The organism is Chromobacterium sp. S0633 (assembly GCF_024158805.1).
Classification (GTDB): Bacteria; Pseudomonadota; Gammaproteobacteria; order Burkholderiales; family Chromobacteriaceae; genus Chromobacterium.
Map to the genome: position 1 here is coordinate 21,080 of NZ_JAMZGH010000006.1, position 25,972 is coordinate 47,051.

The 25,972-nt window shown below is 64.7% G+C and carries 22 protein-coding genes and 1 tRNA gene; 7 read left to right on the plus strand and 16 right to left on the minus strand.

Annotated elements, in window-relative coordinates:
* The first annotated feature begins 58 nt into the window (after positions 1-58).
* The 3 genes from NK214_RS05900 to NK214_RS05910 are packed head-to-tail and all read left to right on the plus strand — an operon-like array spanning position 59 to position 1,976.
* Positions 59-529 (plus strand): DoxX family membrane protein, encoded by a 471-nt coding sequence (locus tag NK214_RS05900; protein ID WP_253313959.1) that lies wholly within the window; start codon positions 59-61, stop codon positions 527-529.
* Positions 530-589: 60 nt separating this feature from the next.
* Positions 590-1,438 (plus strand): phosphoserine phosphatase SerB, encoded by an 849-nt coding sequence (gene serB / locus NK214_RS05905; RefSeq protein WP_235087465.1) that lies wholly within the window; start codon positions 590-592, stop codon positions 1,436-1,438.
* Between the two features lie 25 nt (positions 1,439-1,463).
* On the plus strand, positions 1,464-1,976 hold the full coding sequence (locus NK214_RS05910; protein ID WP_227104264.1) for a hypothetical protein: 513 nt from the start codon (positions 1,464-1,466) through the stop codon (positions 1,974-1,976).
* Positions 1,977-2,122: 146 nt separating this feature from the next.
* Here NK214_RS05910 and NK214_RS05915 read toward each other — a convergent pair whose 3' ends face one another.
* The 4 genes from NK214_RS05915 to phhA all read right to left on the minus strand — a co-directional run bounded on the left by NK214_RS05915 (position 2,123) and on the right by phhA (position 7,104).
* Entirely contained in the window at positions 2,123-3,178 is a 1,056-nt protein-coding gene (locus NK214_RS05915) for an ABC transporter ATP-binding protein (protein WP_253313960.1), read from the minus strand.
* A gap of 10 nt (positions 3,179-3,188) precedes the next feature.
* Complete coding sequence (locus NK214_RS05920; RefSeq protein WP_227104268.1) at positions 3,189-4,799, minus strand: iron ABC transporter permease; 1,611 nt, start codon at positions 4,797-4,799, stop codon at positions 3,189-3,191.
* A 108-nt stretch (positions 4,800-4,907) separates the two neighbouring features.
* On the minus strand, positions 4,908-5,900 hold the full coding sequence (locus tag NK214_RS05925; protein WP_107800088.1) for an extracellular solute-binding protein: 993 nt from the start codon (positions 5,898-5,900) through the stop codon (positions 4,908-4,910).
* A 310-nt stretch (positions 5,901-6,210) separates the two neighbouring features.
* Positions 6,211-7,104, minus strand: a complete 894-nt coding sequence (gene phhA / locus NK214_RS05930; protein ID WP_107800089.1) for a phenylalanine 4-monooxygenase — start codon at positions 7,102-7,104, stop codon at positions 6,211-6,213.
* Between the two features lie 131 nt (positions 7,105-7,235).
* Between phhA and NK214_RS05935 the strand changes: the two genes are divergently transcribed.
* Positions 7,236-7,718, plus strand: a complete 483-nt coding sequence (locus NK214_RS05935; protein WP_227104270.1) for an Lrp/AsnC family transcriptional regulator — start codon at positions 7,236-7,238, stop codon at positions 7,716-7,718.
* 42 nt (positions 7,719-7,760) lie between these two features.
* On the opposite strand, the gene NK214_RS05940 is transcribed toward NK214_RS05935, so the two are convergent.
* The 7 genes from NK214_RS05940 to NK214_RS05970 form a co-directional block, all read right to left on the minus strand.
* Entirely contained in the window at positions 7,761-10,073 is a 2,313-nt protein-coding gene (locus tag NK214_RS05940; RefSeq protein ID WP_253313961.1) for a Tex family protein, read from the minus strand.
* 109 nt (positions 10,074-10,182) lie between these two features.
* Positions 10,183-10,545: an STAS/SEC14 domain-containing protein gene (locus tag NK214_RS05945; RefSeq protein ID WP_048415463.1), complete on the minus strand. Its 363-nt coding sequence runs from the start codon at positions 10,543-10,545 to the stop codon at positions 10,183-10,185.
* A 64-nt stretch (positions 10,546-10,609) separates the two neighbouring features.
* The gene (locus NK214_RS05950; RefSeq protein ID WP_253313962.1) at positions 10,610-11,125 is read right to left on the minus strand and encodes a ClbS/DfsB family four-helix bundle protein; all 516 of its coding nucleotides are present in this window, start codon (positions 11,123-11,125) and stop codon (positions 10,610-10,612) included.
* Between the two features lie 51 nt (positions 11,126-11,176).
* Positions 11,177-11,989 (minus strand): DMT family transporter, encoded by an 813-nt coding sequence (locus NK214_RS05955; RefSeq protein WP_107800092.1) that lies wholly within the window; start codon positions 11,987-11,989, stop codon positions 11,177-11,179.
* An 81-nt stretch (positions 11,990-12,070) separates the two neighbouring features.
* Positions 12,071-12,961, minus strand: a complete 891-nt coding sequence (locus NK214_RS05960) for a DMT family transporter (RefSeq protein ID WP_233246720.1) — start codon at positions 12,959-12,961, stop codon at positions 12,071-12,073.
* Positions 12,958-13,485, minus strand: coding sequence for a hypothetical protein (locus NK214_RS05965; protein WP_107801906.1), 528 nt, complete (start codon positions 13,483-13,485; stop codon positions 12,958-12,960). Before NK214_RS05965 ends, NK214_RS05960 begins: the two co-directional genes overlap by 4 nt.
* Positions 13,486-13,560: 75 nt before the next feature.
* On the minus strand, positions 13,561-14,670 hold the full coding sequence (locus tag NK214_RS05970; protein ID WP_107800093.1) for an aromatic ring-hydroxylating dioxygenase subunit alpha: 1,110 nt from the start codon (positions 14,668-14,670) through the stop codon (positions 13,561-13,563).
* A gap of 673 nt (positions 14,671-15,343) precedes the next feature.
* Here NK214_RS05970 and pta point away from each other — a divergent pair.
* A complete protein-coding gene (pta, locus tag NK214_RS05975; RefSeq protein WP_235087450.1) occupies positions 15,344-17,437 on the plus strand; it encodes a phosphate acetyltransferase in 2,094 nt (697 codons plus the stop codon).
* Positions 17,438-17,640: 203 nt separating this feature from the next.
* Positions 17,641-19,125, plus strand: coding sequence for a methyl-accepting chemotaxis protein (locus tag NK214_RS05980; protein ID WP_253313963.1), 1,485 nt, complete (start codon positions 17,641-17,643; stop codon positions 19,123-19,125).
* 48 nt (positions 19,126-19,173) lie between these two features.
* On the opposite strand, the gene NK214_RS05985 is transcribed toward NK214_RS05980, so the two are convergent.
* The 3 genes from NK214_RS05985 to NK214_RS05995 all read right to left on the minus strand — a co-directional run bounded on the left by NK214_RS05985 (position 19,174) and on the right by NK214_RS05995 (position 22,717).
* The gene (locus tag NK214_RS05985) at positions 19,174-19,644 is read right to left on the minus strand and encodes a hypothetical protein (RefSeq protein ID WP_107800096.1); all 471 of its coding nucleotides are present in this window, start codon (positions 19,642-19,644) and stop codon (positions 19,174-19,176) included.
* A gap of 2 nt (positions 19,645-19,646) precedes the next feature.
* Positions 19,647-21,437, minus strand: coding sequence for a S8 family serine peptidase (locus NK214_RS05990; protein WP_227104284.1), 1,791 nt, complete (start codon positions 21,435-21,437; stop codon positions 19,647-19,649).
* A gap of 590 nt (positions 21,438-22,027) precedes the next feature.
* Entirely contained in the window at positions 22,028-22,717 is a 690-nt protein-coding gene (locus tag NK214_RS05995; protein WP_039753556.1) for a Bax inhibitor-1/YccA family protein, read from the minus strand.
* 166 nt (positions 22,718-22,883) lie between these two features.
* Between NK214_RS05995 and NK214_RS06000 the strand changes: the two genes are divergently transcribed.
* Positions 22,884-22,968 (plus strand) — tRNA-Leu (locus NK214_RS06000).
* 251 nt (positions 22,969-23,219) lie between these two features.
* Here NK214_RS06000 and NK214_RS06005 read toward each other — a convergent pair.
* Together NK214_RS06005 and NK214_RS06010 are read right to left on the minus strand one after the other, a co-directional pair.
* On the minus strand, positions 23,220-24,536 hold the full coding sequence (locus NK214_RS06005) for a serine dehydratase subunit alpha family protein (RefSeq protein WP_253313964.1): 1,317 nt from the start codon (positions 24,534-24,536) through the stop codon (positions 23,220-23,222).
* A gap of 72 nt (positions 24,537-24,608) precedes the next feature.
* Positions 24,609-25,925: an amino acid permease gene (locus NK214_RS06010; protein WP_227104288.1), complete on the minus strand. Its 1,317-nt coding sequence runs from the start codon at positions 25,923-25,925 to the stop codon at positions 24,609-24,611.
* Positions 25,926-25,972: the final 47 nt, after the last annotated feature.

Genomic DNA, 25,972 nt, shown 5'->3' on the forward strand with positions numbered 1-25,972 from the left:
CCCGCGGTTTGCCATCCGCCGCCGCTGAACCATACTCAACACACAGGAGACACCCGCCATGAACCCCTTGACCTGCTCCCGCCTCAACGCGCCCTACCGCTGGCTGATCCGCGGCGGCGATCTGCTGCAACCGCTGCTCTTGCTGCTGTTCCGGCTGTGGATCGCCAATGTGTTCTTCAAATCCGGCCTGACCAAGATAGACGACTGGGACACCACCCTCCTGCTGTTCACCGAGGAATACCACGTGCCGCTGCTGCCGCCTGCCGTCGCCGCGGCCTTGGCCACGGCCGGCGAACTGGGCCTGTCCGCGCTGCTGGCGCTGGGCCTGGGCGCGCGCTTCGCCGCCGCCGGCCTGTTCATCCTCAACGCGGTGGCGGTGATCAGTTATCCGGGGCTGACCGAGGCCACCCGCGAATTCCATTACTACTGGGGCATGCTGATCGCCGCCGTGTTCGCCTTCGGCCCCGGCCTGCTGTCCCTGGACGCGCCGCTGCGGCGCTGGAGCCGGTGCCATGCGGCGCGGGACTGAACCGGCGGCCGGCGCGGCGTGGCATAATGCCCGTTCCGACACGCATTGACCCGCCACGCCATGAGCCTCGCCTACACCCTGGTGATCCAAGCCGACGCGCTGGACCCGCATCATCTGCATGAACTGGCCCACCTCGCCGAGGCCACCCATATGGACCATCCCAGTCCAAACGTGGCGCGCCTGCGCGGCGCGGCGCCGGCGCAACGGACCGCGGCGCTGGCCTTGTGCGAGCAATGGGGCTACGACGGCGCCTATGTCGAAGCCGGCCGCAGCTTCGCCGATTTCGGCCTGCTGGTGTCGGATATGGACTCCACGCTGATCACCATCGAGTGCATAGACGAAATCGCCGACATGAACGGCCTCAAGCCTCAGGTGGCGGCCATCACCGAGCGCTCGATGCATGGCGAACTGGACTTCGCCGCCTCGCTGACGGAGCGGGTGGCGCTGCTGCGCGGGCTGCCGGAAAGCGCGCTGGAACAGGTCTATCGTGAAAGAGTCAGGCTGATGCCGGGCGCCGAGGCCTTGCTGGCCGCCTGCAAACGCCACGGCGTCAAATTCATGTTGGTGTCCGGCGGCTTCACCTTCTTCACCGACAGACTGAAAGCGGAGCTGGGCCTGGACTTCGCCTTCGCCAATCAGTTGGAAGTGGAAAACGGCGCCTTGACCGGCCGGGTGCGCGGCCCCATCGTCGACGCCGCCGCCAAGAAGCGCTTGCTGATCCAGCAGCGCGAGGCGCTGGGCCTGAAGCCGGAGCAGGTGCTGGCGATGGGCGACGGCGCCAACGACTTGCAGATGCTGGCCGAAGCCGGCGTCGGCATCGCCGTGCACGCCAAGCCGGTGGTGCGCGCCCAGGCCGACATCGCCGTCAACCACGGCGGCCTGGACCGCATCCTGAACCTGTATCACTGAACGGCCACGCCGCGGGAGCCGACCGATGAGCTTATTTCCCGAACTGGGCAGCGCCAGTTTCGACGCCGAACTGCCGTTCTCGGTCCAGCCCTTGCCGGGCGGGATCTGCCCGGCGCGCCAGGAACGCGAAACCCGGCTGGCGCTGCGGGTGCTGGCCGCGCCCACCGAAACCCTGCCCGAGGCCGATCCGATGCTGGTCAGGCTGGAGGCCAAGCTGGACCTGGCGCTGGAAGTGTCGCTGCTGTCCCGCCATCCGGAGCGCCCGCCGCTGACGCCGTGCCGGCTGGGCCTGGACAGCATCGCCTGGATCTCCGACCACGCCAACCACGGCAGCGAGCCGGTGCTGGTGGCGCTATGCCCCAATCCCGATTCCGCGCTGCTGCTCTTCCTCGCCGCCCGCATCAACACGGTGACGCCGGGCGAAAACGGCAACTATCTGATTCGCGCCGACATCGCCGGCGCCTTCGACGAAACCACTCGCCTGCTGTGGGAGAAATGGGTGTTCCGCCGCCATCGCAAGGCGATACTGGAACGCTAAGAGCGTGTTCACGATCTCGCGAGCTAAGGCGGGACAAGGCGAAAACAGCGAAGAAAGCGGAATGTACACACAGTACATGAGCATTTCGAAGCGGGCACTCATCGCACAATGTCTCTACCGACGCGTAGCAGATCGTAAACAGGTTCTTAGCCCTCGCGCGGAAAGGCGATCAAATGATCCAGTTCCAGCCGGATGCCTATCGCCTCCCCCACCGCGTGGTCGTGATGGCTGGGCACCTGGGCCAGCACCCGCTGGCCGGAAGGCAGCGCCAGCGTGTAATGGAACTCCGCGCCGCGGAACACCTTGGCGCAGACCAGGGCCCGCGTCGGACTGGCGTCGTCGTGCTGCACATCGTCGGGCCGCACCAGCACGTCCACCTCGTCCCCGGTCTCGAACTGCAAGGGCACGATGCCGCAGAACTCGCCTATCTCCAACGCCACGCAACGCGGCCCGGTCACCTTGCCGGCCAGGAACACGCCCTGGCCGATGAAGTCGGCGACGTAGCGGGTGGCCGGCTCGTGGTACAGCCGGTACGGCGAGTCCCACTGCAATAGCCGGCCCTGCTGCATCACCCCGACGCGGTCGGCGATGGCGAAGGCCTCGTGCTGATCATGGGTCACCATGATGGCGGTGGCGCCCTGGCTTTTCAGGATGTCGCGCACCTCGCGCGACAAGCGCTCACGCAGGTCCACGTCCAGATTGGAAAAGGGCTCATCCAGCAGCAGCAGGCTGGGCCTCGGCGCCAGAGCCCGCGCCAGCGCCACCCGCTGCTGCTGGCCGCCGGACAGCTCGTGCGGGTAACGCCGCGCCCACTCCGCCAGGCCCACCACCTCCAGCACCTCCAGCACCCGCGCCGCGCGCTGGGCCTTGGGCAAGGCGTCCAGGCCGAAGCCGACGTTGCCGGCCACGGTCAGATGCGGGAACAAGGCGTAGTCCTGAAACACCATGCCGATGCGGCGTTGATGCGCCGGCACCTGCTCGCGGATGGAGCTGATCACCTGGCCGTTGAGGCGGATCTCGCCGCCCAGCAGGCCCTCGAAACCGGCAATGCAGCGCAGCACCGTGGTTTTGCCGCAGCCGGAACTGCCCAACAGGCAGGCGATTTCGCCCGCCCGCAATTCGAAACTCATATTGTCGACCACGCGGGTCTCGCCGTACTTCTGGCTGACCAGGTCGAACTCCAGCAAAGCTTGCATATCCATACGCTTCATCTCAGGCCGCATCCTTCTGCCGCGACAGCACCCATACCGGCAACAGGCCGGCCAGCACGATGGCCACCGCCGGCAAGGCCGCGCGCTCCCATTCGCCCTCGGTGGTCAAATTGAAAATTCTCACCGCCAGCGTGTCCCAGCCGTAAGGCCGGGTCATCAGCGTGATCGGCATCTCCTTCATCACGTCGACGAACACCATCAGCGCCGCGGTGAACAGGCCGCCGCGCAGCAGCGGCAGATGCAGGCGCGCCAGCAGGCGCAAGCCGCTGTAGCCCATATTGCGCGCCGCCTCCTCCTGGCTGCGGCTGATGCGGTGCATGGCCGCGTCCACCGCGGAATGCCCCACGGCCAGGAAGCGCGCCACATAGGCCAGCATCAGCACCAGCAACGTGCCCTTAATCACCGCGCTGGCGTCCGCCGCCAGCCAGGGGCGCAGCCAGTCCAGCAACAGATTGTCGAACCAGGCCACCGGCACGAACACCCCCACCGCCAGCACCGTGCCCGGCACCGCGTAGCCCAGGGTCGCCAGCCGGCTCCACAAACGGGTCCAGCGCGTCGGATCGCGCCGCGCCGCGTAACTGAGCAATAAGGCGATCATGGCCACCAGAACCGCGGCCAGCGAGGCCAGCAGCAGCGAGTTGGCCACGTGGCCGAGGAAATCCGCGTCCAGGTCCTCGGCCAGGTGGGCGCCGGCCCAGACCAGCAGCTGGCCGAAGGGCAAGACGAAGGCCAGCGCCAGCACCAGCGAGCAGGCGGCGGCGGCCAGCCAGCCGGCCGCGCCTTCCAGCCGCAAGCGCGGCTGCGGCGCCGCCTTGCCGGCCTGGGTATAGGCGCGGCGGCCGCGCGAACGCTGCTCCAGCCACAGCAGCAACAGCACCATCAACACCAGCAAGGACGCCAGTTGCTTGGCCGCCGGCAAGGAGAACAGGCTGAACCAGGCCTTGTAGATGGCCGAGGTGAAGGCGTCGAAATTGAAAATGGCCACGGTGCCGAAGTCCGCCAGCGTTTCCATCAGCGCCAGCATCAGGCCGCCGGCGATCCACGGCCGCGCCATCGGCAGCGCCACGCGGCGGAAGCCCTGCCAGCGCGACAGGCCCAGCGACTGCCCCACCTCCAGCGCGCGCCGGCCCATGGTGGCGAAGGCGTTGCGCGCCAACAGATAGACATAGGGGTAGAAGGCCAGCGACATCACCAGGATCACGCCCGGCGTGGAACGGATATTGGGCACCCAGGACGAATCGCCGAAACGCTCGCGCAGCCAGGTCTGCAAAGGCCCGGTGAAATCGAACAGGCCCAATTGCGAAAACGCCAGCACATAGGCCGGCATCGCCAGCGGCAGCATCAGCGCCCAGTGGAAGAAACGGCGGCCGGGGAAATCGTGCACCGCGGTCAGCCAGGCCAGCGGCACGCCCAGCAGCAGCACGCCGGCGCCGACGCCGCCTATCAGATACACGGTGTTGAGCAGCAGCTCCGGCAGCGTGTAATCGTACAAATGCCGCCACACCTCCCAATCCGGCGCCAGCAGCGACCATAAAATCACCAGCAAGGGCGCGACGGTCAGCAGGCTGACGCCAAAGGCCAGGCCGCGCCAAGGCGACAGAGAACGGATCATCGGCGGAGAAACCATGTCAAAAACGCAGGGAAACAAGCAAAGACAGCCTGCCGGGGCTTTGGTGCCCGACAGGCTGTAAATAAATGCGGACAGGCTGCCCGCCGCGGCTTATTTGTAGCCGACGCGGTCCATCAGCTTCACCGCTTCCGCCTGGCGCGAACCGGCGTTGGCGACATTGATGTAGCTGTGCTTGAAGTCGCCCCAGGCGGCCACGCGCGCGTCAGGCTTGACCTTGGGGTTGACCGGGAACTCCATGTTCACGTCGGCGAACATATTCTGCGCCTTGGCGCTGGACAGCCATTCCAGGAACTTCAGCGCGCCCTTTTCGTTCTTGGCGTACTTGACTACGCCGGCGCCCGAAACGTTCACATGGGTGCCTTTGCCCGCCTGGTCGGCCCAGAAGATGCCTACCGGCAGATTGGGCGATTTTTCCATCAGGCGGCCGTAGTAATAGGTGTTGGCGATGCCCACTTCGCACTGGCCGGCGGCGATGGCCTCCAGCATCTTGGTGTCGTCCGGGAATTCGCGGGTGGCCAGATTATCCACCCAGCCCTTGACCACTTTCTCGGTCTTCACCGGGCCCAGATCGGACAACATCATCGCCACCAGCGACTGGTTGTAGACCTTCTTGGACGTGCGCAGGCACAGCTTGCCCTTCCACTTGGGGTCGGCCAGGTCGGCGTAGCTGGACAGCTGGCCCGGCTTCACTTTCTGGGTGTTGTAGAAAATGGTGCGCGCGCGGATGGACAGGCCGTACCACTCATGGCCCGGATCGCGCAGATAGGACGGAATGTTGGCGTCCAGCAAGGGCGACTTCACCGGCTTGAACAGACCCATCTTGGCGGCCTGCCACAGATTGCCGGCGTCCACGGTCAGCAGCAGATCGGCCGGGCTGTTGCTGCCCTCGGCGCGCAGGCGCTCCATCAGCGGACCTTCCTTGTCCGACACCAGCTTGATGTTGACGCCGGTTTCCTTCTTGTAAACCTCGATGATGGGCTTGAGCAGTTGCTCGGCGCGAGCGCTGTAAACCACTACGTCTTCCGCCATGGCGTGGCCGGCGAAACCCGCCAGGACGGCGGCAAGCATCAGGTGCGTTTTCAAGGTGTGTCCCCTGTTGGGTTGAGCGATAGGAATCAGAGCCTCAATCTAAGAGCCTGTTTACGATCTGCTGCGCTGCGGCGATACGGCGTTGAAAACGGCTTCGAAATGCTCATGTACCGTGTGTACATTCCGCTTTCTCAGCCGTTTTCGCCTTGTCTCGCTCTAGCTCGCAAGATCGTAAACGGACTCTAACAAAAATGAGAATGCTTATCAATCTAGTAAACACCCCTGCTTTCGTTTTAATCGAAACAAATAAAAAGACCCGCCGCGGCGGGTCTATCCCAAGCTTGCCAGCCATCACGGCCAGGCTTCACACATCCTCGGAATCGCCCCAGCCGCTGCGATCGCCAATATTGAACACCTTGTCTGCCGGGGCCACGTCGCCGGCGCCCAGCGTCGGTTCCGCCGCCAGCCGCGCGTAGATGGGCGCGAAGTCCGGCGCGGTGGCGTCAAACAACTGCTGGAAGCTGTCGATGACGAAATAGGTTTTCTGGAAAGTGTCGATGCGGTAGCGGGTGCGCATGATGCGTTCCAGATCGAAGCCGACGCGGTTGGGGCTGGCGCTGTCCAGGCAGTACACCGATTCGCCCTTGCTGGACACGATGCCCGCGCCGTAGATGCGCATGCCCTTGGGCGTGTTGATCAGGCCGAACTCCACCGTGTACCAGTACAAGCGCGCCAGCATCGGCAAGACGCCCAAGGCCTTGGCCTTCATGCCGCCCTTGCCGTAAGCCTCCAGGTAGTCGGCGAACACCGGATTGATCAACAGCGGCACATGGCCGAACAAATCATGGAACACATCGGGTTCTTGCAGATAATCCAGCTGATGCGGCTCGCGCAGCCACCAGGTGACCGGGAAACGGCGGTTGGCCAGATGCTCGAAGAACACGTCGTCCGGAATCAGGCCCGGCACCGCGACGATCCGCCAGCCGGTGGCGGCCATCAGTTGTTCATTCAGCTTGGCGAAGTCCGGCACCCGGTCCGCGTCCACGCCCAGGCGCTCCAGGCCTTCCAGGAATTCGTCGCAGGCGCGGCCCGGCAGCATCTCGCTCTGGCGGCGGTACAGCGTGGCCCAGGTGGCGTGGTCGGCGGCGGTGTAGCGCTCCAGCGGTTGCGGCAGGGTGAAGTCCGCGCTGTCGTGGCTGAGTCCGACGTTCTTGCGCGTGGTGATGTCGGGCACGACGAAATCGGCTCGGTCGTTCATGGCGGTGGGTCCGGATATTTAGGTGGATAACTCTAGTTTAGGCCCGGAGCGATGCGGGAAGACCGCAAAATTTGCCTGTATGCGATTTTTTTTGCACACTTGCCGCATATAACCGCCATGAAATGCTCACTATGCGCAAAATTGAATTAGACCGCTTCGATTACCAGATCCTGGACGCGTTGCAGCACGACGCCCGCGTCACCCATCAGAAACTGGCGCAGCAAGTGGCTTTGTCCGCGTCCCAGATCGGCCGCCGCATCCAGCGCATGGAGGAAAGCGGCGTGATCCAGGGCTATCAGGTGGCGCTGAAGCCGGAACAGGTGGGCTTGTCGGTGATGGCTTTCGCCCACGTCAGCCTGGAGCGCCACAGCGAAAGCGCCTTGCAGGAATTCGCCCAGGCCATCAACGAGCTGCCGGAAGTGCTGGAATGCTACGCCGCCGCCGGCGAGGCGGACTATCTGCTGCGCATCGTGGTGCCGGACCTGCCCTCGCTGTCCACCTTCGTGATGAACCGGCTGATGCGGCTATCGCTGGTGCGCAGCGTCAAATCCACCATCGCCTTGAACGCGATCAAACAGACGATGAAGCTGCCGCTCTCGTCAGTGCCGGAATGAAAAACGGCGGGAATATCCCCGCCGTTTTTGACTTCAGCCCCCTCAGCGCTTGAGCTTGGCGAACGCCGCCGCCATCGCGGTGTCGCCGGCCGGCTGCTGGCCGCGCTGGCGGTCGCCGCCGCGCCGGTCCTGAGCGCGCGGGCCGTCGTTGCGCGGGCCGCGGCTGTTGCCGGCGCCCGGCGCGTCGTCCAGCCGCATGGTCAGCGCGATGCGCTTGCGCGCCGCGTCCACTTCCATCACCTTGACCTTGACCACGTCGCCGGCCTTGACCACTTTGCGCGGGTCGTCGACGAACTTGTTGGACAAGGCCGAGATGTGAACCAGGCCGTCCTGGTGCACGCCGATGTCGACGAAGGCACCGAAGTTGGCGACATTGGTGACCACCCCCTCCAAGACCATGCCCGGCTGCAAGTCCTTGATGTCTTCGACGCCGTCCTGGAAGGTGGCGGTCTTGAACTCCGGACGCGGGTCGCGGCCCGGCTTGTCCAGCTCGCGCAGAATATCCATCACCGTGGGCAGGCCGAAGCGTTCGTCGGTGTAATCCACCGCCTTCACCGTTTTCAGGAAGCCGGAATCGCCGAGCAGCGATTTCATCTCGCGGCCGGTCTTGAGCACGATCCGCTCCACCACCGGATAGGCCTCCGGGTGCACGGCGGAGCCGTCCAGCGGGTTGTCGCCGTCGCGGATGCGCAGGAAGCCGGCCGCCTGTTCGAAGGTCTTGTCGCCCAGCCGCGGCACTTTCAGCAATTGCCTGCGGTTGCGGAAGGCGCCGTTCTGATCGCGGTAGGACACGATATTGGCCGCCAGCGTGGCGTTGAGGCCGGAGATGCGGGTCAGCAGCGGCGCCGAGGCGGTGTTGACGTCGACGCCGACGGCGTTGACGCAATCCTCCACCACCGCGTCCAGCGCGCGCGCCAGCTGGCTCTGGTTGACGTCGTGCTGATACTGGCCGACGCCGATGGACTTGGGATCGATCTTCACCAGCTCGGCCAGCGGGTCCTGCAAACGGCGGGCGATGGACACCGCGCCGCGCAGCGACACGTCCAGATCCGGGAATTCCCGCGCCGCCAGTTCCGAGGCCGAGTACACCGAGGCGCCGGCTTCGGACACCACGATCTTGGTCATGCCCAGCTGCGGATAGGCGCGGATCAGCTCCTGCGCCAGCTTGTCGGTTTCGCGGCTGGCGGTGCCGTTGCCGATGGCGATCAGATCCACGCGGTGACGCGCGCACAAGGCGCCCAGCACCGCCAGCGAGCGGTCCCAGTCGCGGCGCGGCTCGTGCGGATAGATGGTGGCGGTGTCCAAGAGCTTGCCGGTGTCGTCCACCACCGCTACCTTGCAGCCGGTGCGCAGGCCCGGGTCCAGGCCCAGGGTGGCGCGCCGGCCGGCCGGCGCCGCCAGCAAGAGGTCGTGCAGATTGTCGGCGAACACCTTGATCGCCTCGGCGTCGGCGGCGTCCTTGAGCCGCGACACCAGCTCCAGTTCCAGCGACAGGAAGATCTTGGCGCGCCAGCACAGGCGCACGCCGTCCAGCAGCCATTTGTCGGCCGGGCGGCCGGCGTCGCTCACGCCGAAGCGCGCGGCGATCAACTGCTCGTAGGCGGAGCGCTCGGTGATCGGCGTCTCGTCCGGCTGATACTTCAGCGTCAGACTGAGCACGCCCTCGTTGCGGCCGCGCAATAGCGCCAGCGCGCGGTGCGAGGGCGTGGCGCGGATGGCTTCGCGGTGCTGGAAATAATCGGAGAACTTGGCGCCCTCGTGTTCCTTGCCGGCTACCACCTGGCCGGCCAGCTCGCCCTCGCTCCACAGTTTTTCGCGCAACCGCCCCAAGAGTTCGGCGTCCTCGGCGAAGCGCTCGATCAGGATGGCGCGCGCGCCGTCCAGCGCCGCCTTGGCGTCCGCCACGCCGGCTTCGGCGTTGACATAGGCGGCCGCGGCGGCGTTGGGGTCCTGGCTAGGATCGGACAGCAGGCCGTCGGCCAAGGGCTCCAGCCCGGCTTCGCGCGCGATCTGCGCCTTTGTGCGGCGCTTGGGTTTGTAGGGGAGGTAAAGGTCTTCCAGCGTGGTCTTGTTGTCGGCGGCGTAGAGCGCGGCCTCCAGTTCGGGGCTCAGCTTGCCTTGCTCGGAAATGCTGCCGAGGATGCTGACGCGGCGCTCGTCCAGTTCGCGCAGATACACCAGGCGCTCGGCCAGGGTGCGAAGCTGGGTGTCGTCCAGACCGCCGGTGACTTCCTTGCGGTAACGGGCGATGAAGGGAACGGTGGCGCCGCCGTCTATCAGTTCGATGGTGGCGGCCACTTGCGCCTCGCGGACGGAGAGTTCCGCCGCCAGACGATGGGAAATGCTTTTCAACATCGGTTTTTATTCTTTCGAGTTGAACAAAAACCGCTACTCTACCGCCATTGCCGACAAAATCAACCGGGACGCCGCATAGGGCGTCCCGAAATCAGCGCAACCGGACAAATCAGGTGCCCGCCGCCACCGGGCTTTCCAACCAGGCCTGGGCCTCTTCCGCGGTATCGAAATACTGAGTGCGGGTATTGGACAGCAGGCCGGCGATGTGGGCGGCCAGCTTGATCCAGACATCGCTGACCACCAGCGCCACGCGGCCGACGTGGTTTTCATGGGCGCGCATGAATTTGACCTCTTCCACCGCCATGTCCAGCGTGAAGTCCTTCAACTCGGTCAGGTCCAGCAGCAGGTCGGGCTTGGCGCACTCGGACTGGCGCTTGAGCAAGGCCTCTTCCAGCAGCTTGAAGTCCGCCAGCGTGAATTCGTTGTACAGCGCCACGTCCAGGCCGTAGTGTTGTTCGCGTATCGAGATCATGTGCTTCTCCTTTGCGGTGTCGCTTTCATTTTAAGGCCTGGCCGCATTGGCGCGGCAAGCTTTTTCAGGCGGCCGGCAGCGTCTTGAGCCAGGCGGCCAAACGCCCGCGGGCGTTGCGGCAGGGCGAGGCGGTGTTGAACTGTATCATCCGCCCGCGCGTCCATTTGTCGTACCAGGCGCGGCCGTACAGCGCCTCGTCGGAGTAACCTTCCACCAGCGCCTCCACCTGGCGCTGGCTGTCGTCCAGCATCGCGCATAGCCGCGTCCAATCGCCTATCCCCTGGTAATCGCGGTAGAACTTCTGCGCCAGCAGGCCCAGTTGGTTCCAGCGGTAGCCGGCGTCGGGAAAGTCTATCGGCAGGCCTTCCCGCTCCAGCCGGTGCCACTTCAGCACCAGCGCCTGCCAGCCCAGCAGATAGGCCAGCAGATCCGCCGCGCTCATCCGGCTGTTCTTGGCGTGGCCGTCCAGTTCCTGGTCGAAGGCGCGCTCCGGCGGCACCCGCGCCAACACCGCGCGCAAGCGCTGGTATTCGTCCCTCATCGCCGCCAGCAAAGCCGCCTTGTCCGCCGGTACCGCCATCCTCCCACCCTCCAGGCCGGGTCCGGCGCAGCGCCGGATTTCGCTTCCAGCTTAACGCCGGCTGGCCAACATGCCGCTGACGATGATCAAACCCATCGCCGCCAAGCCGGCGGCGCTGAGCGGGTCGCCCCACAGCCCCACGCCCAACAGGGTGGAAAACACCACGGTCAGATAGGACAGATTGGCGGCCAAGAGCTTGCGCCCCACTTTATACGCGCGGGTCATCGCCAATTGGGCGATGGTGGCGGTGGCGCCCAGGCCCAGCAGCAGCCAGACGTTTTCCAGCGTCACCGGGTGCCAGGTTTCGAACAACATCAGCAGCAGGCCGCCCAGCGTGGAGATCAGCGCGAAATAGAACACCACCTTCCATTCCGGCTCGCCCTGGCGGCCCAGTTCCCGCACGTGCAGATAAGACCAGCCGGCCAGCAGGCCGGAGCCGACGCCGAGCAGGCCGGCCACCCAGGCCTCGCTGGACAAAGTGGGCCGCAGCAACAGCACCACGCCGACAAAGCCCAGCGCCAGGCCGGCCAGCGCCTGCTTGGGCAGGCGCTCGCGCAGCAGGACCACCGACAGCAGCGCCAGGAACATCGGCGAGGTGTAGTTGAGCGTGACCGCCGTGGACAGCGGCAAATGGGCGATGGCGTAGAAATACAATAGCATCGAGACGTAGCCGATCAGGCCGCGCTGCACGTGATAGCGCAGCAAGGGGGTGGCGAAGCGATCGCGCCGCCACAAGGCCGCCGCGCCCAGGGTGACCACGCCCATCAGCGTGCGCCAGAACACCAGCTCGGTGGAGGAGAAATACTCGGCGCCCAGCTTGACGAACACCCCCATCAGGCCGAAAAACACCGCCGCCACCACCATCCAGCCCGAACCCAGGCGCCACTTTCCACTAGTCAAACCACGTTATCCTTATGCATTGTTGTTGAATATCCAAGTTCTGTTTCAACGCAGGGCCGCCATCAGGCCGGACCCCACAATCAAGGCCATCGCCGCCAGCGACCATCCGCTCAGCGGGTCGCCCCACAACACCACGCCCAGCAGCACGGAAAACAGCACCGTCAGATAAGCAAAGCTGGCCACCAGGTATTTGCGCCCGTCCTTGTAGGCGCGAGTCATCGCCAGCTGGCCCAGCATGCCGCAAACGCCGACGCCAAGCAGCGGCAAAACATTGTCCGCCGTCACCGCGCTGAAGCCCGGCCCCAGGATCAGCCAGACGCCGCCAAACAGGCTGGAAACGGAGAAGAACCAGAACACCACCTTCCAGGACGGTTCGCCCATCCGGCCCAGCTCCCTCACCTGAAACACCGCGTAGCCGGCGCTGACGCCGGACAAGAGTCCGATCAGGCCGGCCAGCCACTGCGCCGAACTGAAAGTGGGCCGCAGCAGGATGACGATGCCGACGAAGCCCAGCAACAAGGCCAGGCCGGTGCGCGGCGTCAGGCGCTCCTTCAGTTTGACCACGCACAATAAGGCGAAGAACAGCGAGGAGGTGTAGTTCAGCGTCACCGCGGTGGACAAGGGCAGCCGGGTCAGCGCGTAGAACAGCGCCACCATGGACATATAGCCGACGAAGCTGCGCTTGATGTGGCCGCGCCAATGCGGCGTCCGCGGCGACTGGCGCTTCCAGGCCATCGCCGCGCCCAAGGTCAGCGCGCCGATGGCGGTGCGCCAGAACAGCAGCTCGGTGGAGCCGAAGGCGTCGGCGCCCAGCTTGACGAACATGCTCATCAAGGCGAAGCACAGGGCCGCCACCACCATCCAGCCGGAGCCCAAACGTCCCTGGCGCAAGCGCAGCCCCAGGGTTCTCGCGCCCTCGCTCAGCGCCGGCGTCATCGCTTCAACAATTCCAGCGACAGACAGATGGCCTCCATCTGCCGGCGGTAGGTCTTGAACTCCGACGCGTTGGCGGCGCAGCGCGCCTCCGCCATGCGCTTTTTGTCCCCCAGCTGGAACACGTGCAGATTATGCCGGACGATCCACAAGCGGTTGGAGACGAAACGGCCGTCGCGGTATTCGGTGACCAGCCGGCCGCTGCGGCTGTTGCCGCGGGCGAAATTGGCGGCTTCGCGGTTATCGCCCTCGCGGCGGTATTTCTGCGCCAGCCGGGCCAGGGTGTCGCCGCGCCCCGGCTTGCGCGCGAACACCTGCACATCGATGGCGGCGCGCTCGCGCTGGTCCGCCTTGGGCGGCACCACGCGCAGCACGCGCTGACCGTCCACCACGCTGGGGCGGACCTTCCAGCCCGGCGGCACATTGAAACGCACCCGGCTGGCGGCGTCGGTATAGACGGCGGCCTGGGCCAGCGGAGCCAGCAAGGCCAGCGACAAGGGCAAACAGCGGAAAAGCGTTTTGAGCATGGAATCGGGCAAACCAGAATAAGAAAGGCGCGGACTGGGTCCGCGCCTTTCCATTATGACACTGCAAGCCGCCGCTTAACCAGCCAGCGCCGCGCCCATTTTGCGCCGGTAGAACTCGTGGAAGTGCAACATGCCCTCCTCGGTGGGAGATTGATAAGGCCCCACCTCGTTCTCGCCGCGCAGCCACAAGGCGCGTCGGCCTTCGTGCATGCGGTAGCAAATCTCGTCGTCTTCCTTGGCGGTTTCGAAGTAGGCCGCCTGCTCCGCCTCGATGAACTCCGGCTCGAACCACACCACGTCCTCCGGGTAGTAGAACTCGGTCAACACCGTGCACTGCTCCGGCCCGCGCGGCATCACCACGCTGACCACCAGCACGTGCGGATACCACTCCACCATGATGTTGGGGTAGTAAGTCAGCCAGATGGCGCCGAACTCCGGCTGCTGATCGGCGTAGCGCCGGCGGACTTCCTCATGCCATTTGCCGTAGGCGCGGGAACCGGAAGTGGCCAGCTGGTTCTTCACGCCCACGGTCTGCACATGGTATTGCGCGCCCCACTCCCATTTCAGGTCGCCGCAATCGACGAAATTGCCCAGGCCGGGGTGGAAGGGATCGACGTGGTAATCCTCGGAATACACTTCGATGAAGGTCTTCCAGTTGAAGCCGTACTCGCTCAGATGGCTGGAATGGTAGGCGTAGCCGTCAAAACTCATGTGCTTGGCCACGCCCAGGTTTTCCAGATCGCGCGCCACATTGCGGCGCGCGTCGAACAAGAGGCCGTTCCAACGCGTCAGCTCGGTCTGGTTCAACTTCAGGCACGGCGTTTCCGGAAAATGCGGCGCGCCCAGCAAAGCGCCTTCGGCGTCGTAAGTCCAGCCATGCAGATTGCAGACGATATGATTGCCGTTGCCGCGGCCTTTATAGATGACCGCCTGGCGATGGCGGCAGACATTGGAGATCAGCTTGACCCGTCCATCCACGTTCTTGAGCATCTTGCCGTGGCCCATCCATTCCAGAGTCTGATAATCGCCGGCGTTCGGCGTCATCAGCTCATGGCCATAGTAGAGGGGCGCGTCTCCAAACAGCAGCCGCTGTTCCTGAGCGTAATAGGCAGGATCGAAATAGGTATAGACGGGTAGCTGGGCAGCAGAAGCTTGAAGCAACTGAGCGGAAGCCAGATCAGACATTATTCCCACACCTCCGTGGTAGAAGATATAAGACCAGCCGAATCTCGCTTAAAACGAGTTTGCGGGACTATCAAAAACAATCAACAAAAACAAGGCCGAACCTTGCGGCCGAGGGGCGGATTATGCCCCCGCCCCCCCACCGGGGCAAGCCTTTCCTCTCTGCTGGAAGCGGGTTCTTGGCGTAAAAACATCAGCTTGCCATACCCAAATCATACTTAGAATAATATTTTTGATAGGAATCAAAGCTTTAGCATTCACGCTGCAATGCAATATTAGAGTCGCTTAATTCATGATGTTATAATCGCCGTCATCGCCGCCGTCCGGCCCTGGAGCCTGACCCCATCTGGACTGTAGCCGATATGCCGCCAGTTACAATGCCTGCCGCGTAAAAGCAGGCGCAGCCATGCTTTTCGCCGGAGACCCCGCGGCGCTGACGCCGGCTTCCGGCAATGCTATACCGATTGAAAGCCGCGTCCGACGCAGCGGGAATCCATGCCCGCCGCCGCGGCCGCGAGCTCGGGTTCAATGGCGACAAAACCGCTGATTTTTGCCGAAATGCTGAATTTAACGACTCATCGCGCCAAGCGCCTGCAGCCTGCGACACCGTTCGGTCGGTGCCGGACCGCCATTCGCGCCCATTCCCGCCGCGCGTCACAGGAAAGTCTCTGAAACCATGCAAACCTTTTTCCTCGCACCCATCGGCTTCAACGCCGGCCTGACCTCGGTGGCGCTGGGCGCCATCCACAGCCTGGAACAGGCCGGCCTGCGCGTCGGCTTCGTCAAGCCCATCGCCCAAGGCGCGGACCCCAAGGAGCCGGAGCGCTCCACCCACTTCGCGCGCGCCATCTGCCGGCTCAATCCGCCGGAGCCGATTCCGATGGAGCGGGTGGAACACCTGCTGTCCAAGGGCCAGGTGGATCAGTTGATGGAGGAAGTGGTCAGCCTGTATCAGCAGGCGGCCCATCAGGTGGACGTGGTGCTGGTGGAAGGCCTGGTGCCGGACCAGAAGCAGGTGTTCTCCACCTTCCTCAACACCAAGATCGCCCGCAATCTGCAGGCGCAGACCATCCTGGTCAGCGCCGCCGACAACCTGGCCAGCCATGAGATCGCCGAGCAACTGGAAATGAGCATCCAGGCCTTTGGCGGCGGTCAGGGCGGACAAGTCGCAGGCTACATCCTCAACCGGGTGCCCAAGGATCAGAACGCCCAGGACATCGCCACCGAGGTGCTGGAAAGCGGCAGCCTGATGAAGAAGGTCAGACTGCCGCTGCTGGGCGCCATCCCGCACGAACCCGAGCTGCTGGCGCCGCGCACGCTGGACGTGGCCAATCATCTGAAGGCGCGGCTGCTGCACGCCGGCCAACTGACCAGCCGGCGCGTGCGCACCATGGTGGTGACCGCCCGCACCGTGCCCAATATCGTGCACCTGCTCAAGCCCGGCGCGCTGATCATCACCCCGGGCGACCGCGAGGACATCGTGCTGGCCACCGCGATGGCGGCGATGAACGGGGTGCCGCTGGCCGGCCTGCTGCTGACCTGCGACTCGATGCCGGACCCGCGCATCATGCTGCTGTGCCAGCAAGCCTTCACCGGCGGCATGCCGGTGATGGCCAGCGAATCCAATACCTTCGACACCAGCAGCGCGCTCAACAATATGAGCTTGCAAGTGCCGTCCGACGACCGCGAGCGCATGGAGCGCGTGATCGAATTCGTCGCCGAACACCTGAACGTGGCGCCGCTGAAGCAATACATCGGCGCGCCGCAGGAACTGCGCCTGCCGCCGCCGGCCTTCCGCTATCAGCTGATGGAAAAAGCGCGCAAGGCCAATAAGCGCATTGTGCTGCCGGAAGGCAACGAACCGCGCACCATCCAGGCCGCCGCCATCTGCCACGAGAAGGGCATCGCCCGCTGCGTGCTGATCGGCCAGCGCGCCGAAATCCTGCAAGTGGCGGAAGCCCAGGGCGTGACGCTGCCGGAATCGGTGGAAATCATCGACCCCAACGAGGTGCGCGGCCGTTACGTGCCGCCGATGGTGGAGCTGCGCAAGAGCAAGGGCCTGAACGCGCCGATGGCCGAGCAGCAACTGGAAGACAATGTGGTGATGGGCACCATGATGCTGGCGCTGGACGAAGTGGACGGCCTGGTGTCCGGCGCGGTGCACACCACCGCCAACACCATCCGTCCGGCCCTGCAGCTGATCAAGACCGCGCCGGGGGCCCGCATCGTCTCCAGCGTGTTCTTCATGCTGATGCCGGAGCAGGTGCTGGTTTACGGCGACTGCGCGGTGAACCCGGACCCGGATGCCGAGCAATTGGCCGACATCGCCATTCAGTCGGCGGACTCCGCCGCCGCCTTCGGCATTCCGCCGCGAGTGGCGATGATCTCCTACTCCACCGGTTCCTCCGGCAGCGGCTCGGACGTGGAAAAAGTGCGCGAAGCCACCCGCATCGCCAAGGAAAAGCGGCCGGACCTGCTGATAGACGGCCCGATGCAGTACGACGCCGCCAGCGTGGAATCGGTGGGCCGCCAGAAGGCGCCGGACAGCGCGGTGGCCGGCCGCGCCACCGTCTTCGTGTTCCCGGACCTCAACACCGGCAACACCACCTATAAGGCGGTGCAGCGCTCGGCCAACGTGGTGTCGGTGGGCCCGATGCTGCAAGGCCTGCGCAAGCCGGTCAACGATCTGTCGCGCGGCGCGCTGGTGGACGACATCGTCTACACCATCGCGCTGACCGCGCTGCAGGCGGAGCAAGGCGAGTCCGCTTGAACTGAAGCCGCCCTCCCCCAACCGCCTGCCGCCCGGCAGGCGGTTTCGCCGTTCCGCGCAACAGCGCCCCTCCCCTTCGCCGCCCTGTCCGGTCATGCCATTGCGTTAATTCAAACAATTGTTTTACATTGGAGCGCCATAAGAGCCGCACAACAACAAGCTGCGTCCGCAGCCGCGTCTACAACGCATCAGAGGGGCACTCCATGTCGATTCAAACCATCACCGAATGGTTCATTCCGGACCGCGTCCGCCTATCCCCGGAACAGGCGATCCGCGGCCGCACCGTCGTCGGCGTCGGCCTGCTGGCCGGCCTGGTGGCGCCGCTGTTCGCCGTCGAATACCTGCAACTGGGCCACCGCGCGATGGCCGCCGGCATCGCGTTAGGCGGCCTGGGCCTGCTGCTGGGGCCGCTGCTGCTCAAGCTCAGCGGCGCGGTGCGCTTCAGCGCGGAATTCATCACCAGCTGCATGTACGCGATGGTGTGCTGGATGGTCTACGTCAACGGCGGCATCCAATCCACCAGCATTGTCTGGTTCGCCGCCATTCCCTTCACCGCCGTCTTCGTCGCCACCCGCGTCTCCGGCATGGTCTGGCTGGCGTTGACCGCGGCCGCCATCGGCCTCTTCCTGTGGCTGAGCGCCCGCGGCCTGCTGCCGGCCAACCCGATTCCCCGCGCGGAAATCCCCAAGCTGCAAGCCAAGTCTCTGGCCGGCCTGTCCCTGGTGGTGCTGGCCCTGGCGCTGGCTTTCGACAAGGCCAAGGTCAAAAGCTTCGAGAAACTGGAAAGCGCGCGGCGCGAGGCCGAACAGGCGCAACAGGCGATGCGGCAGCTGATGGCCCAGCTGACCCAGTCCATCCAGGCCGCCTCCAGCGCCAGCCGGGACATCGCCGGCAGCACCGGCAATATGGCCGACACCATGGCCAGCCAGCGCGAACGCTCCGAGGACATGGTGGTGATCGCCCAGCAGATGGCGGTGGTCACCAGCCAGAACGCCGAGCAATCGGTGACCGCCACCCAGCTGGCGCACACCGCGGGCCAGGCGGCCTTGGGCGGCGGCGAGGCGATGGACCAGGCGGTGCGCCAGTTGAGCAAGGCCGGCGAGGTGATTGCGCTGGCCTCCGGCCGGCTGGAACAATTGGGCGAACGCAGCGCCGAGGTCAGCGGCATCGTGCAGCTGATCCGCGACATCGCCGACCAGACCAATCTGCTGGCGCTCAACGCCGCCATCGAGGCGGCGCGCGCCGGCGAGCTGGGCCGCGGCTTCGCCGTGGTGGCCGACGAGGTGCGCAAGCTGGCCGAGCGCACCCAGAACGCCACCTTGGACATTGAGCAGAAGATCCGGCTGATCGTCGACGGCACCAATCAGGCGCTGGTGGCGATGCGGGACGGCAATCAGCAGATGCGGACCGGCCGCGACCACTCGGTGGACGCCCAGCAAAAACTCTCCGGCATCATCCGCGAAACCGGCGAGCTGGCCAGCCTGCTCAGCCAGATGTCTCAAGCGGAAGCCAATCAGAACCAGGGTTTCGCCCAGTTCGCCCACGACATCACCGCGGTGGGCGAATCCACGCGCAGCCTGTCCGGCGAAACCCAGGCCATCGCCGACGCCATCGCGCGGCTGGATCGCTTGCTGGTGGAACTGGGCCAAAACACCCGCCACCTGCAGCCGCACACCGCCGAGGCATGAAAAACGCCGGCCCTGGGCCGGCGTCGTCCTTTGGACTGGCGAACGCCCTTACTGCGGCAACTCGCTATTGCTGAACACCTCCAACTGCACCTGCTTGACCCGCTTGTCCGCGGCCAGACGCTGCTGCAAGGACAGCAGCTCGGCCTGGGCCGGCGCGTCGAACACCACCACGCTCTGGGTGCGGTAGCGCACGCTCAGGCTGTGATCGCGCGCCAGCGCGGCCTCGTCGCGCGGCGAAGCCAGCTTCACCATCACCACGCCGCTGACCTTGGACGGCGCCAGTTCGCCTTCGGAACGCAGCACGTCGCCGCGCTTCAGCGTCGCGCCGCCTTCGCTCGCCGCCGAGCGGGCGCTGACGCCCAGCGGCAGCTTGCCGGCCGGCGCCGCTTGTTTGTAATAAGTCTTGCCGTTGATCACCAGCGGCTGACCGCCCGGCTTCTGCTTGAAGGACGGAACGTCGGCGGCTTGGGCGCCGGCGGCCAGGGCCAGCAGGCCGGCCAGAATCAGGGAATGTTTCATCGTTATGCTCCTTTGTGGCCGATGAAGCGGATGGACCAAGACCGCAGGGTGCCGGCGGCGTTGGGCAGGCTCAGCGTGCGCTGACCCTGAGCGTCGCGGTAGTCGTAATAGTACTCGGCGCCGTTGGTGTCGATCACGCGCAGCCGCCATTGGCCGCGCGCCGATTCGCCGTAGAAGTGGTTGGACAACAGGCGCTGCTGGTTCAGGCCGTAGCTCTCATTCACCAGGCCGGTGCGCGGCGACAGCAATACCGAGCGGGTGCCGGCCGGCGAGATCAGCTCCACCGCCAGGTCGTTGGCGCGGCCGTGTTTCGCGTCCACCAGCACCTGCACCGCTTCCACCGTCAAATCCTCGGCATGGGTGTACGCGCTGTCCAGGCCGGCTTCGCTGGCGTCCGGAATCGCCTTCATCACCGACACCGTCTGCCAGCGCGTCTTCTCCAGCGCCGTCAGCGGCTTGTGATTGCGACCCAGTTCCACCGCCTTGTCCACATCGATCAGGCCGAAGCCGTAGAACGGGTGGAAAGCGAGGCCGGCGGCGTTGTTCTGCCATCCCGGCAAAGCCTGGTAGCTGTGCGCGCCGCCCTTGGCGTCCTTGAACGCCAGAGTCACGCCGGCATGATTGGCGTCCACTTTGCGCGCCGATTTGATCAGCAGATCGCGCACATCGCGCGCGCTCAGATTGGGATACGCCGACATCAACACCGCAAACGAACCGGAGGCGGCCGGCGCCGCGGCGGAAGTGCCGTTCATGGTGCCGCGGTAATCGCAATTCGGGTCCAGCGCAGTGCCGCCGTGCAACTGATTGGTGGACGGACGCAGCGTGGAGTTGGAGCCGCGGTCGCAACCCACCAGATCGGTGGTCACCATCGCCGGGCTGGCGGTGCCGTACTCGCCGCCCGGCGAGGTCAAGAGCACGTTGGCGCCCACCGAGGAGTAGGACGAGCGCACGCCGTCGGCGTTCAAGGCCGACACCACCACGTTCCAGTAATTGCTGTTGTCGGTGGTCAGGTTGGAGTCCTGGATCGGCAGGCCGTCGTTGCCGGCCTTGGCCAAGACATAAGTGGGCTTGCCGTCGTCGTCAGAGCCGGACTGGAAGCTGACGTAGGCGTTGCCCGCCGACTTGACGAAGACCGCGCCCTTGCCGCCGTTGCTGCGCAGGCTGACGTCCTCGTGCGCTTCGTCGCGCACCCGCAGCGTCATATCGGTGTCCGGATTGCCCGGGATCGAGCGGATCGCCGAGCTGCCGTAGCTCTGGTTGAACACGCGGGAGAGGGTGGACGACTGGCCGGCGCTGTCGCTCGGCGACTTGCCGTGAGACAACATCCAACCGGCGGTGGTTTGCGCCTTCAGCCAGTTGAAGCCGTTCAGGCTGGCCGCTGGCGCCACGCCGCGGCCGCCCAGATTGTTGAAACCCACCGCGGCGGCGATGCCGGCCACGGCCGTGCCGTGGCTGTCGGTGGCCGAGCTGGGGGTCGGGTCGTCGCTATTGTTGGCCAGGTTCTTGGAACCGGGCACCACATTGCCCGCCAGGTCCGGATGGCGGATTTCCAAGCCGTCGTCGATGACGGTCACCGTCACGCCGCGGCCCTGGATGCTGCGCGAATGGCTAAGCGCCAGGTTCAGATCGATGCCGGCCACGCCGCCGCGCTGCGAGAACGCGTTCTGCCCCGTGTTTTGCAGGAACCATTGCTGGGACACCAGCGGATCTCCCGCTTGCAAGGGCGTTGCGGCCTGACCGGCCAGGGACGCCAGGGCCAGCGAAACCGCGCCCACCGTGATATGGATACGCATTGCATCTCCTAAGTGTCGAAACTGCTGTCGATAGGGAACAACCGCCGCGAGTCCGGGGCTGCCACCCCATCGCTCCCGGCCATTCGCCGCCGCCTGCCAGCGGCGGTGAAATCCTCGGTTCTTCGCCGGCGCCCAAACCCGGAACACTAGCCGCCCTGCTCCGGGCGCCATGCGGCGAACCTGCGTCGGCGCTCGCGCCGGGCCGCCGAGGCGGCGTCCGTCGCCGCGTTCAGCCGGCCCAAGCGGCGCCTGCCTAAGCAGTGAATCATCAAAACCAAAAATGCCAAAGTCCTATTTATTTTTATCGTATATAAAAACTTCATAATACAAAATGCAATAATTCCCATTCGCAAATATGACAACACGAAGCAACAAAGCCAGAAAAATCTTGTCAAAATCAACCGCTTAGCAGGGAAATGACTAGACAAGCCACCGCCAGCCACGCCGCGAGCAGCCAGCCGAAAGCGCCGCCGGATCAGTGGGCGGGCGTCAGGATTTGTCAGACAGAAGCGCTAGGGAAGGGAAAAAAAAGGAACAAAAAAACGCCCCGGACGGGGCGTTTTGATTGGAAGGCGATGCCGGCGCGGGTTTTAGTCGCGCTCGCCGGCGAAGGCCAGCAGCAGTTGCAGCAAGCTGGTGAACAGATTGTAGATGCTGATGTAGATGGACAGCGCGGCGGAAATATAGCTGTCCTCGCCGCCGTCCACCACCACCTTGACCTGCCACAGAATCATCAGCGAGCTGAACAGCGCGAAGGCCGCCGAGATCATCAGATGGAAGGCCGGCATGCGCAGGAAGATGTTGGCCACCACCGCCACCATCAGCACGATGGCGCCCACGGTCAGGAAGTTGCCCAGGCCGCTCAGATCGCGCTTGGTGGTGGTGGCGATGCCCGCCATCACGAAAAACACCAGCGCGGTGGCCGCGCCCGCGGTCATGATCAGCTGGCCGCCGTTGGAAAACTTGAACGCCAGTTGCAGCAAGGGCCCCAACAGCAAGCCCATCAGGAAGGTGAAGCCCAGCATCAGGAACACGCCGGCCGAGCTGTAGCGGTTTTTCTCGATGGCGAACACCAGGCCGTAAAACACGGCCAGGATCGCCAGCATGCCGATGATGGGGCTGCCGGCCAGGAAGCCGAAATTCATATTGGTGCCGACGATGGCCCCCATCACTGTGGGGATCATCGACAAGCCCAGCAAACCATAAGTATTGCGAAGAACCTTATGGCGTACCTCGGCCATACCGGTCGTCTGATAGGCCGTCTCAAGGTTCGGGTGCATAATTAAGCCTTTCTCCAAAGGGATTTTTATCAAATTGTACCGACAGTGACCGCCGCCGTGGCAATAAGTTTCCAGGCGGGCCGGCTTGCGCCGGGAAAGCGCTTCGGGTATTCTTGCACTCCCTTGCAAATTAGGGCTTCTGGCCGGATTTGCAAGCGGCATCAAAGCGAAAGTGGCGGAATTGGTAGACGCACTGGATTTAGGTTCCAGCGCCGCAAGGCGTGAGAGTTCGAGTCTCTCCTTTCGCACCATCTCCTGGTTTTAGCTCCTAGCGGCGCAGCGCCGCGGCCCTCCCCTTAAAAACCCGCACAGCGGCGATTTTCCGCGTCCGGAATCATCACGCGCGCGCCGCAAGACACTGTCGTTTTGCGCCATCGCCTGCCCGATTCTCGTGCTGGACGCTGCAAACGCAAACACGCCACGCCATGAGGAACGCCCCCGAAACCGTTACGCTTCGAGGGCGTCAAGCCGGACGCCGGCTGCGCGCAAACCCGCCGCCGCATCAGCTCGCGGCGGCCGCCTGCTTGTCCATCATGATTTTCAGAATCTGCACATCGGTCTGCACCATGCCCTGGCTGGCCAGCTTGCCCAGGTTGGCGATGGAGGCGTCCAGTTCGCACTCGACGATGCCGTCGCTGCCGGCCACGCACACGCCGTCCAAGGCCATCAACACCGCCTTGTAGGCCGAGCCGGCCGAGGTGGACACCTTCATCGCGCAGCTATTGGACGCGCCGTCGCAGATCATGCCGGCCAGGTCGCCTATCATGCTCGAAATGGCCATGCCGGCCACCGCGTAGCCGCCGCCCAACAGATGGGCCATGCCCGCCGCCGCGCCCATGGACGCGGTGGTGACCGCGCACAGCGCGGACAGCTTGGGCAAGCGGGCGTGGATGTAAATCGCCATCAAGTGAGACAGCATCAGCGCCCGCGTCAGGGTTTCCCGGTCGGCGCCGACATGCTCGGCCACCACCACCACCGGCATGGTGGCGGCGATACCCTGGTTGCCGGAACCGGAATTGCTCATCGCCGGCAGGGTGGCGCCGCCCATGCGGGCGTCGGACGCCGCCGTGGTGCGGGTGAGAATGCGGGTCAGCAGATTATCCGACAGCAAGCCGGCGCTCACCTGCTTGTGCAAGGTCGCGCCGATATGCAGGCCGAACTGCCCTCCCATGCCCGCCCGCGACAGCGCCTCGTTCAAGGTGGCCGCCTCGTGGATGAAGTCCATCATGTCCAGCGGCGCCTGGGTGGCGAAGTCGTAGACATCCCGCGCCGTCGCGTCGGAAAAATCGTACGCGGCGCCGGCCTGGCCGGAGGTCTCGAGTTCAGCGCGGAACAACGCCGTGCCATTGCGTTCGATCAGCACCACATGGGTGTGCGAATCGGCGATGCAGACGCGGGCCGTCTCCTCGCCGGCGAAAACCCGGGCTTCCGAATAGAGGATGTTGGGCACGTCCGCGATGCTCAGCGTCACGCGATGCTCGGCGAGCATGCGCTTGGCCGCGTCCACCGTTTCACCGCTCAAACCCTTGAGCACTTCCAGCTTGCCGTCCGGATCGCCGCCCAGCGCGCCCACCGCGGCGGCGATCTGCAGGCCCACGGCACCGGTGCCCGGCACGGTCACGCCCATGCCGTTCTTCATCAGATTGGGCGATACCCGCGCCTCGATGCGCTCAGGCGCGCGGCCCAGCGTCTTGGCAGCGATGGCACAGGCCAGGGCCAATGAAATCGGCTCGGTGCAACCCAGCGCCGGCGCCACTTCCGCGCGTGCCGCCTTGACGAACTTCGGCCACAAATCAGTGTTGAGAGTCGATGTACACATGGTGATTACGCTTTCCAATCAAATTAAATCAAAATCTTGCCGCCGCCCGCAAAATGGAACGGCGGCGGAAATTCAGGAGAAGGCCAGGAAGGGCGACACGCACAACAGCAGGCCGGTGGCGATGATGATCTTGAGCGCGCCGCCCTTGTATTTGTGCAGGAAGGGCACTTGGTAGACCAGATAGGCCGGGATCAAACAGCCCACCAGGCCGAAGACCGGGCTGCAGATCGAGGTGAAACTCAGCACCGGCGCGTTCAGCACGATGGCGCCCCAGGACAGCAAAACGGTGAACACCATGATGCCCTTGGCCACCCAATCCGGACGGATGCGCTCCTCCGGCATCACCCGGCGCAGCAGATTCATCGCCAGGCCCTGGCAGGCCTCGCGGAAGCCCAGATAAACGCCGAAGTACGCGGTCATCACCGCGAAAATATTCAGGATCAGGCTGAACAGCTTGACCATATCGCCCGGCATGCTGCTGGCCACCATGGCCAGGGCCGAGATGTTTTCATGCGAGGCCTTGACCGCCTGCTCATGCCCCATCGCCAGAGTGAAGGACACCGCATAGAAAAAGACAGTGACGAAGAGGATGCCAAAGGCGATGTTCATCGCCCGCATCGCCTTGTATTGCGCCACCTTGCGCGACTTTTCCCGCGCGCGGTAGGAAATCACCATCGGGCTCAGGCTCTGGATGAACAGAATGGAGGTCAGCGTGAACGGCAGCATGATGATGGCGTCCTTGATCAGGCTGCCCACGGACGGGAAAGCGCCCACATTGACCAGCTTCCATTCCGACACCATGGCCAGGCCCAGCACCGCCACCACGCCCAGCTTGGTCAACACCATGCCGGTGGAAATCTTGAACAGCAGTTGCTCGCCGCGGGAGGCCAGCGCCACCAATAGACAGATCAGGCCCAGGCCGTAGAAGGGGTTGGCGGACAACAAGGTCTCGGTGACGCCGAAGCTGTGCAGAAAGGAGGCGCTGTCGTTGGTGATGGCGGTCGAATACACAAAGACCCAGATCACCAACATGATGAAGTACAGCGCGCCCAGCAAAATGCCCCAGTTCTTGCCCAGGTAGCCGCTGATCACGCTGGGGTAGTCCTTGCACTCGGGGGACTCCGCCAGGGTGTTGATGAACAGACGCTGAAACAGATACATCGCCGGATAGCCGATGACGGACGACAGCAGGAAAACCCACAAGCCCATCAGCCCCACCTGCACCGGCAGGAACACAATGCCGGCGCCTATCGCCATGCCTATGCTCATCACGACCCAACCGCGGTCGATGCCGTCGAAACGCACCGCCTCCCGCCACTCCGCCTCGCTCATTCCCGCGCGCTCGGCAGCGCTTGCCCTGGGCTTGACGCCCACCTGGGTGATGTCCATACTCGTTGATCCTTTAGTGGTTTCATTGCTGTCCCAAGCGCTCCGGC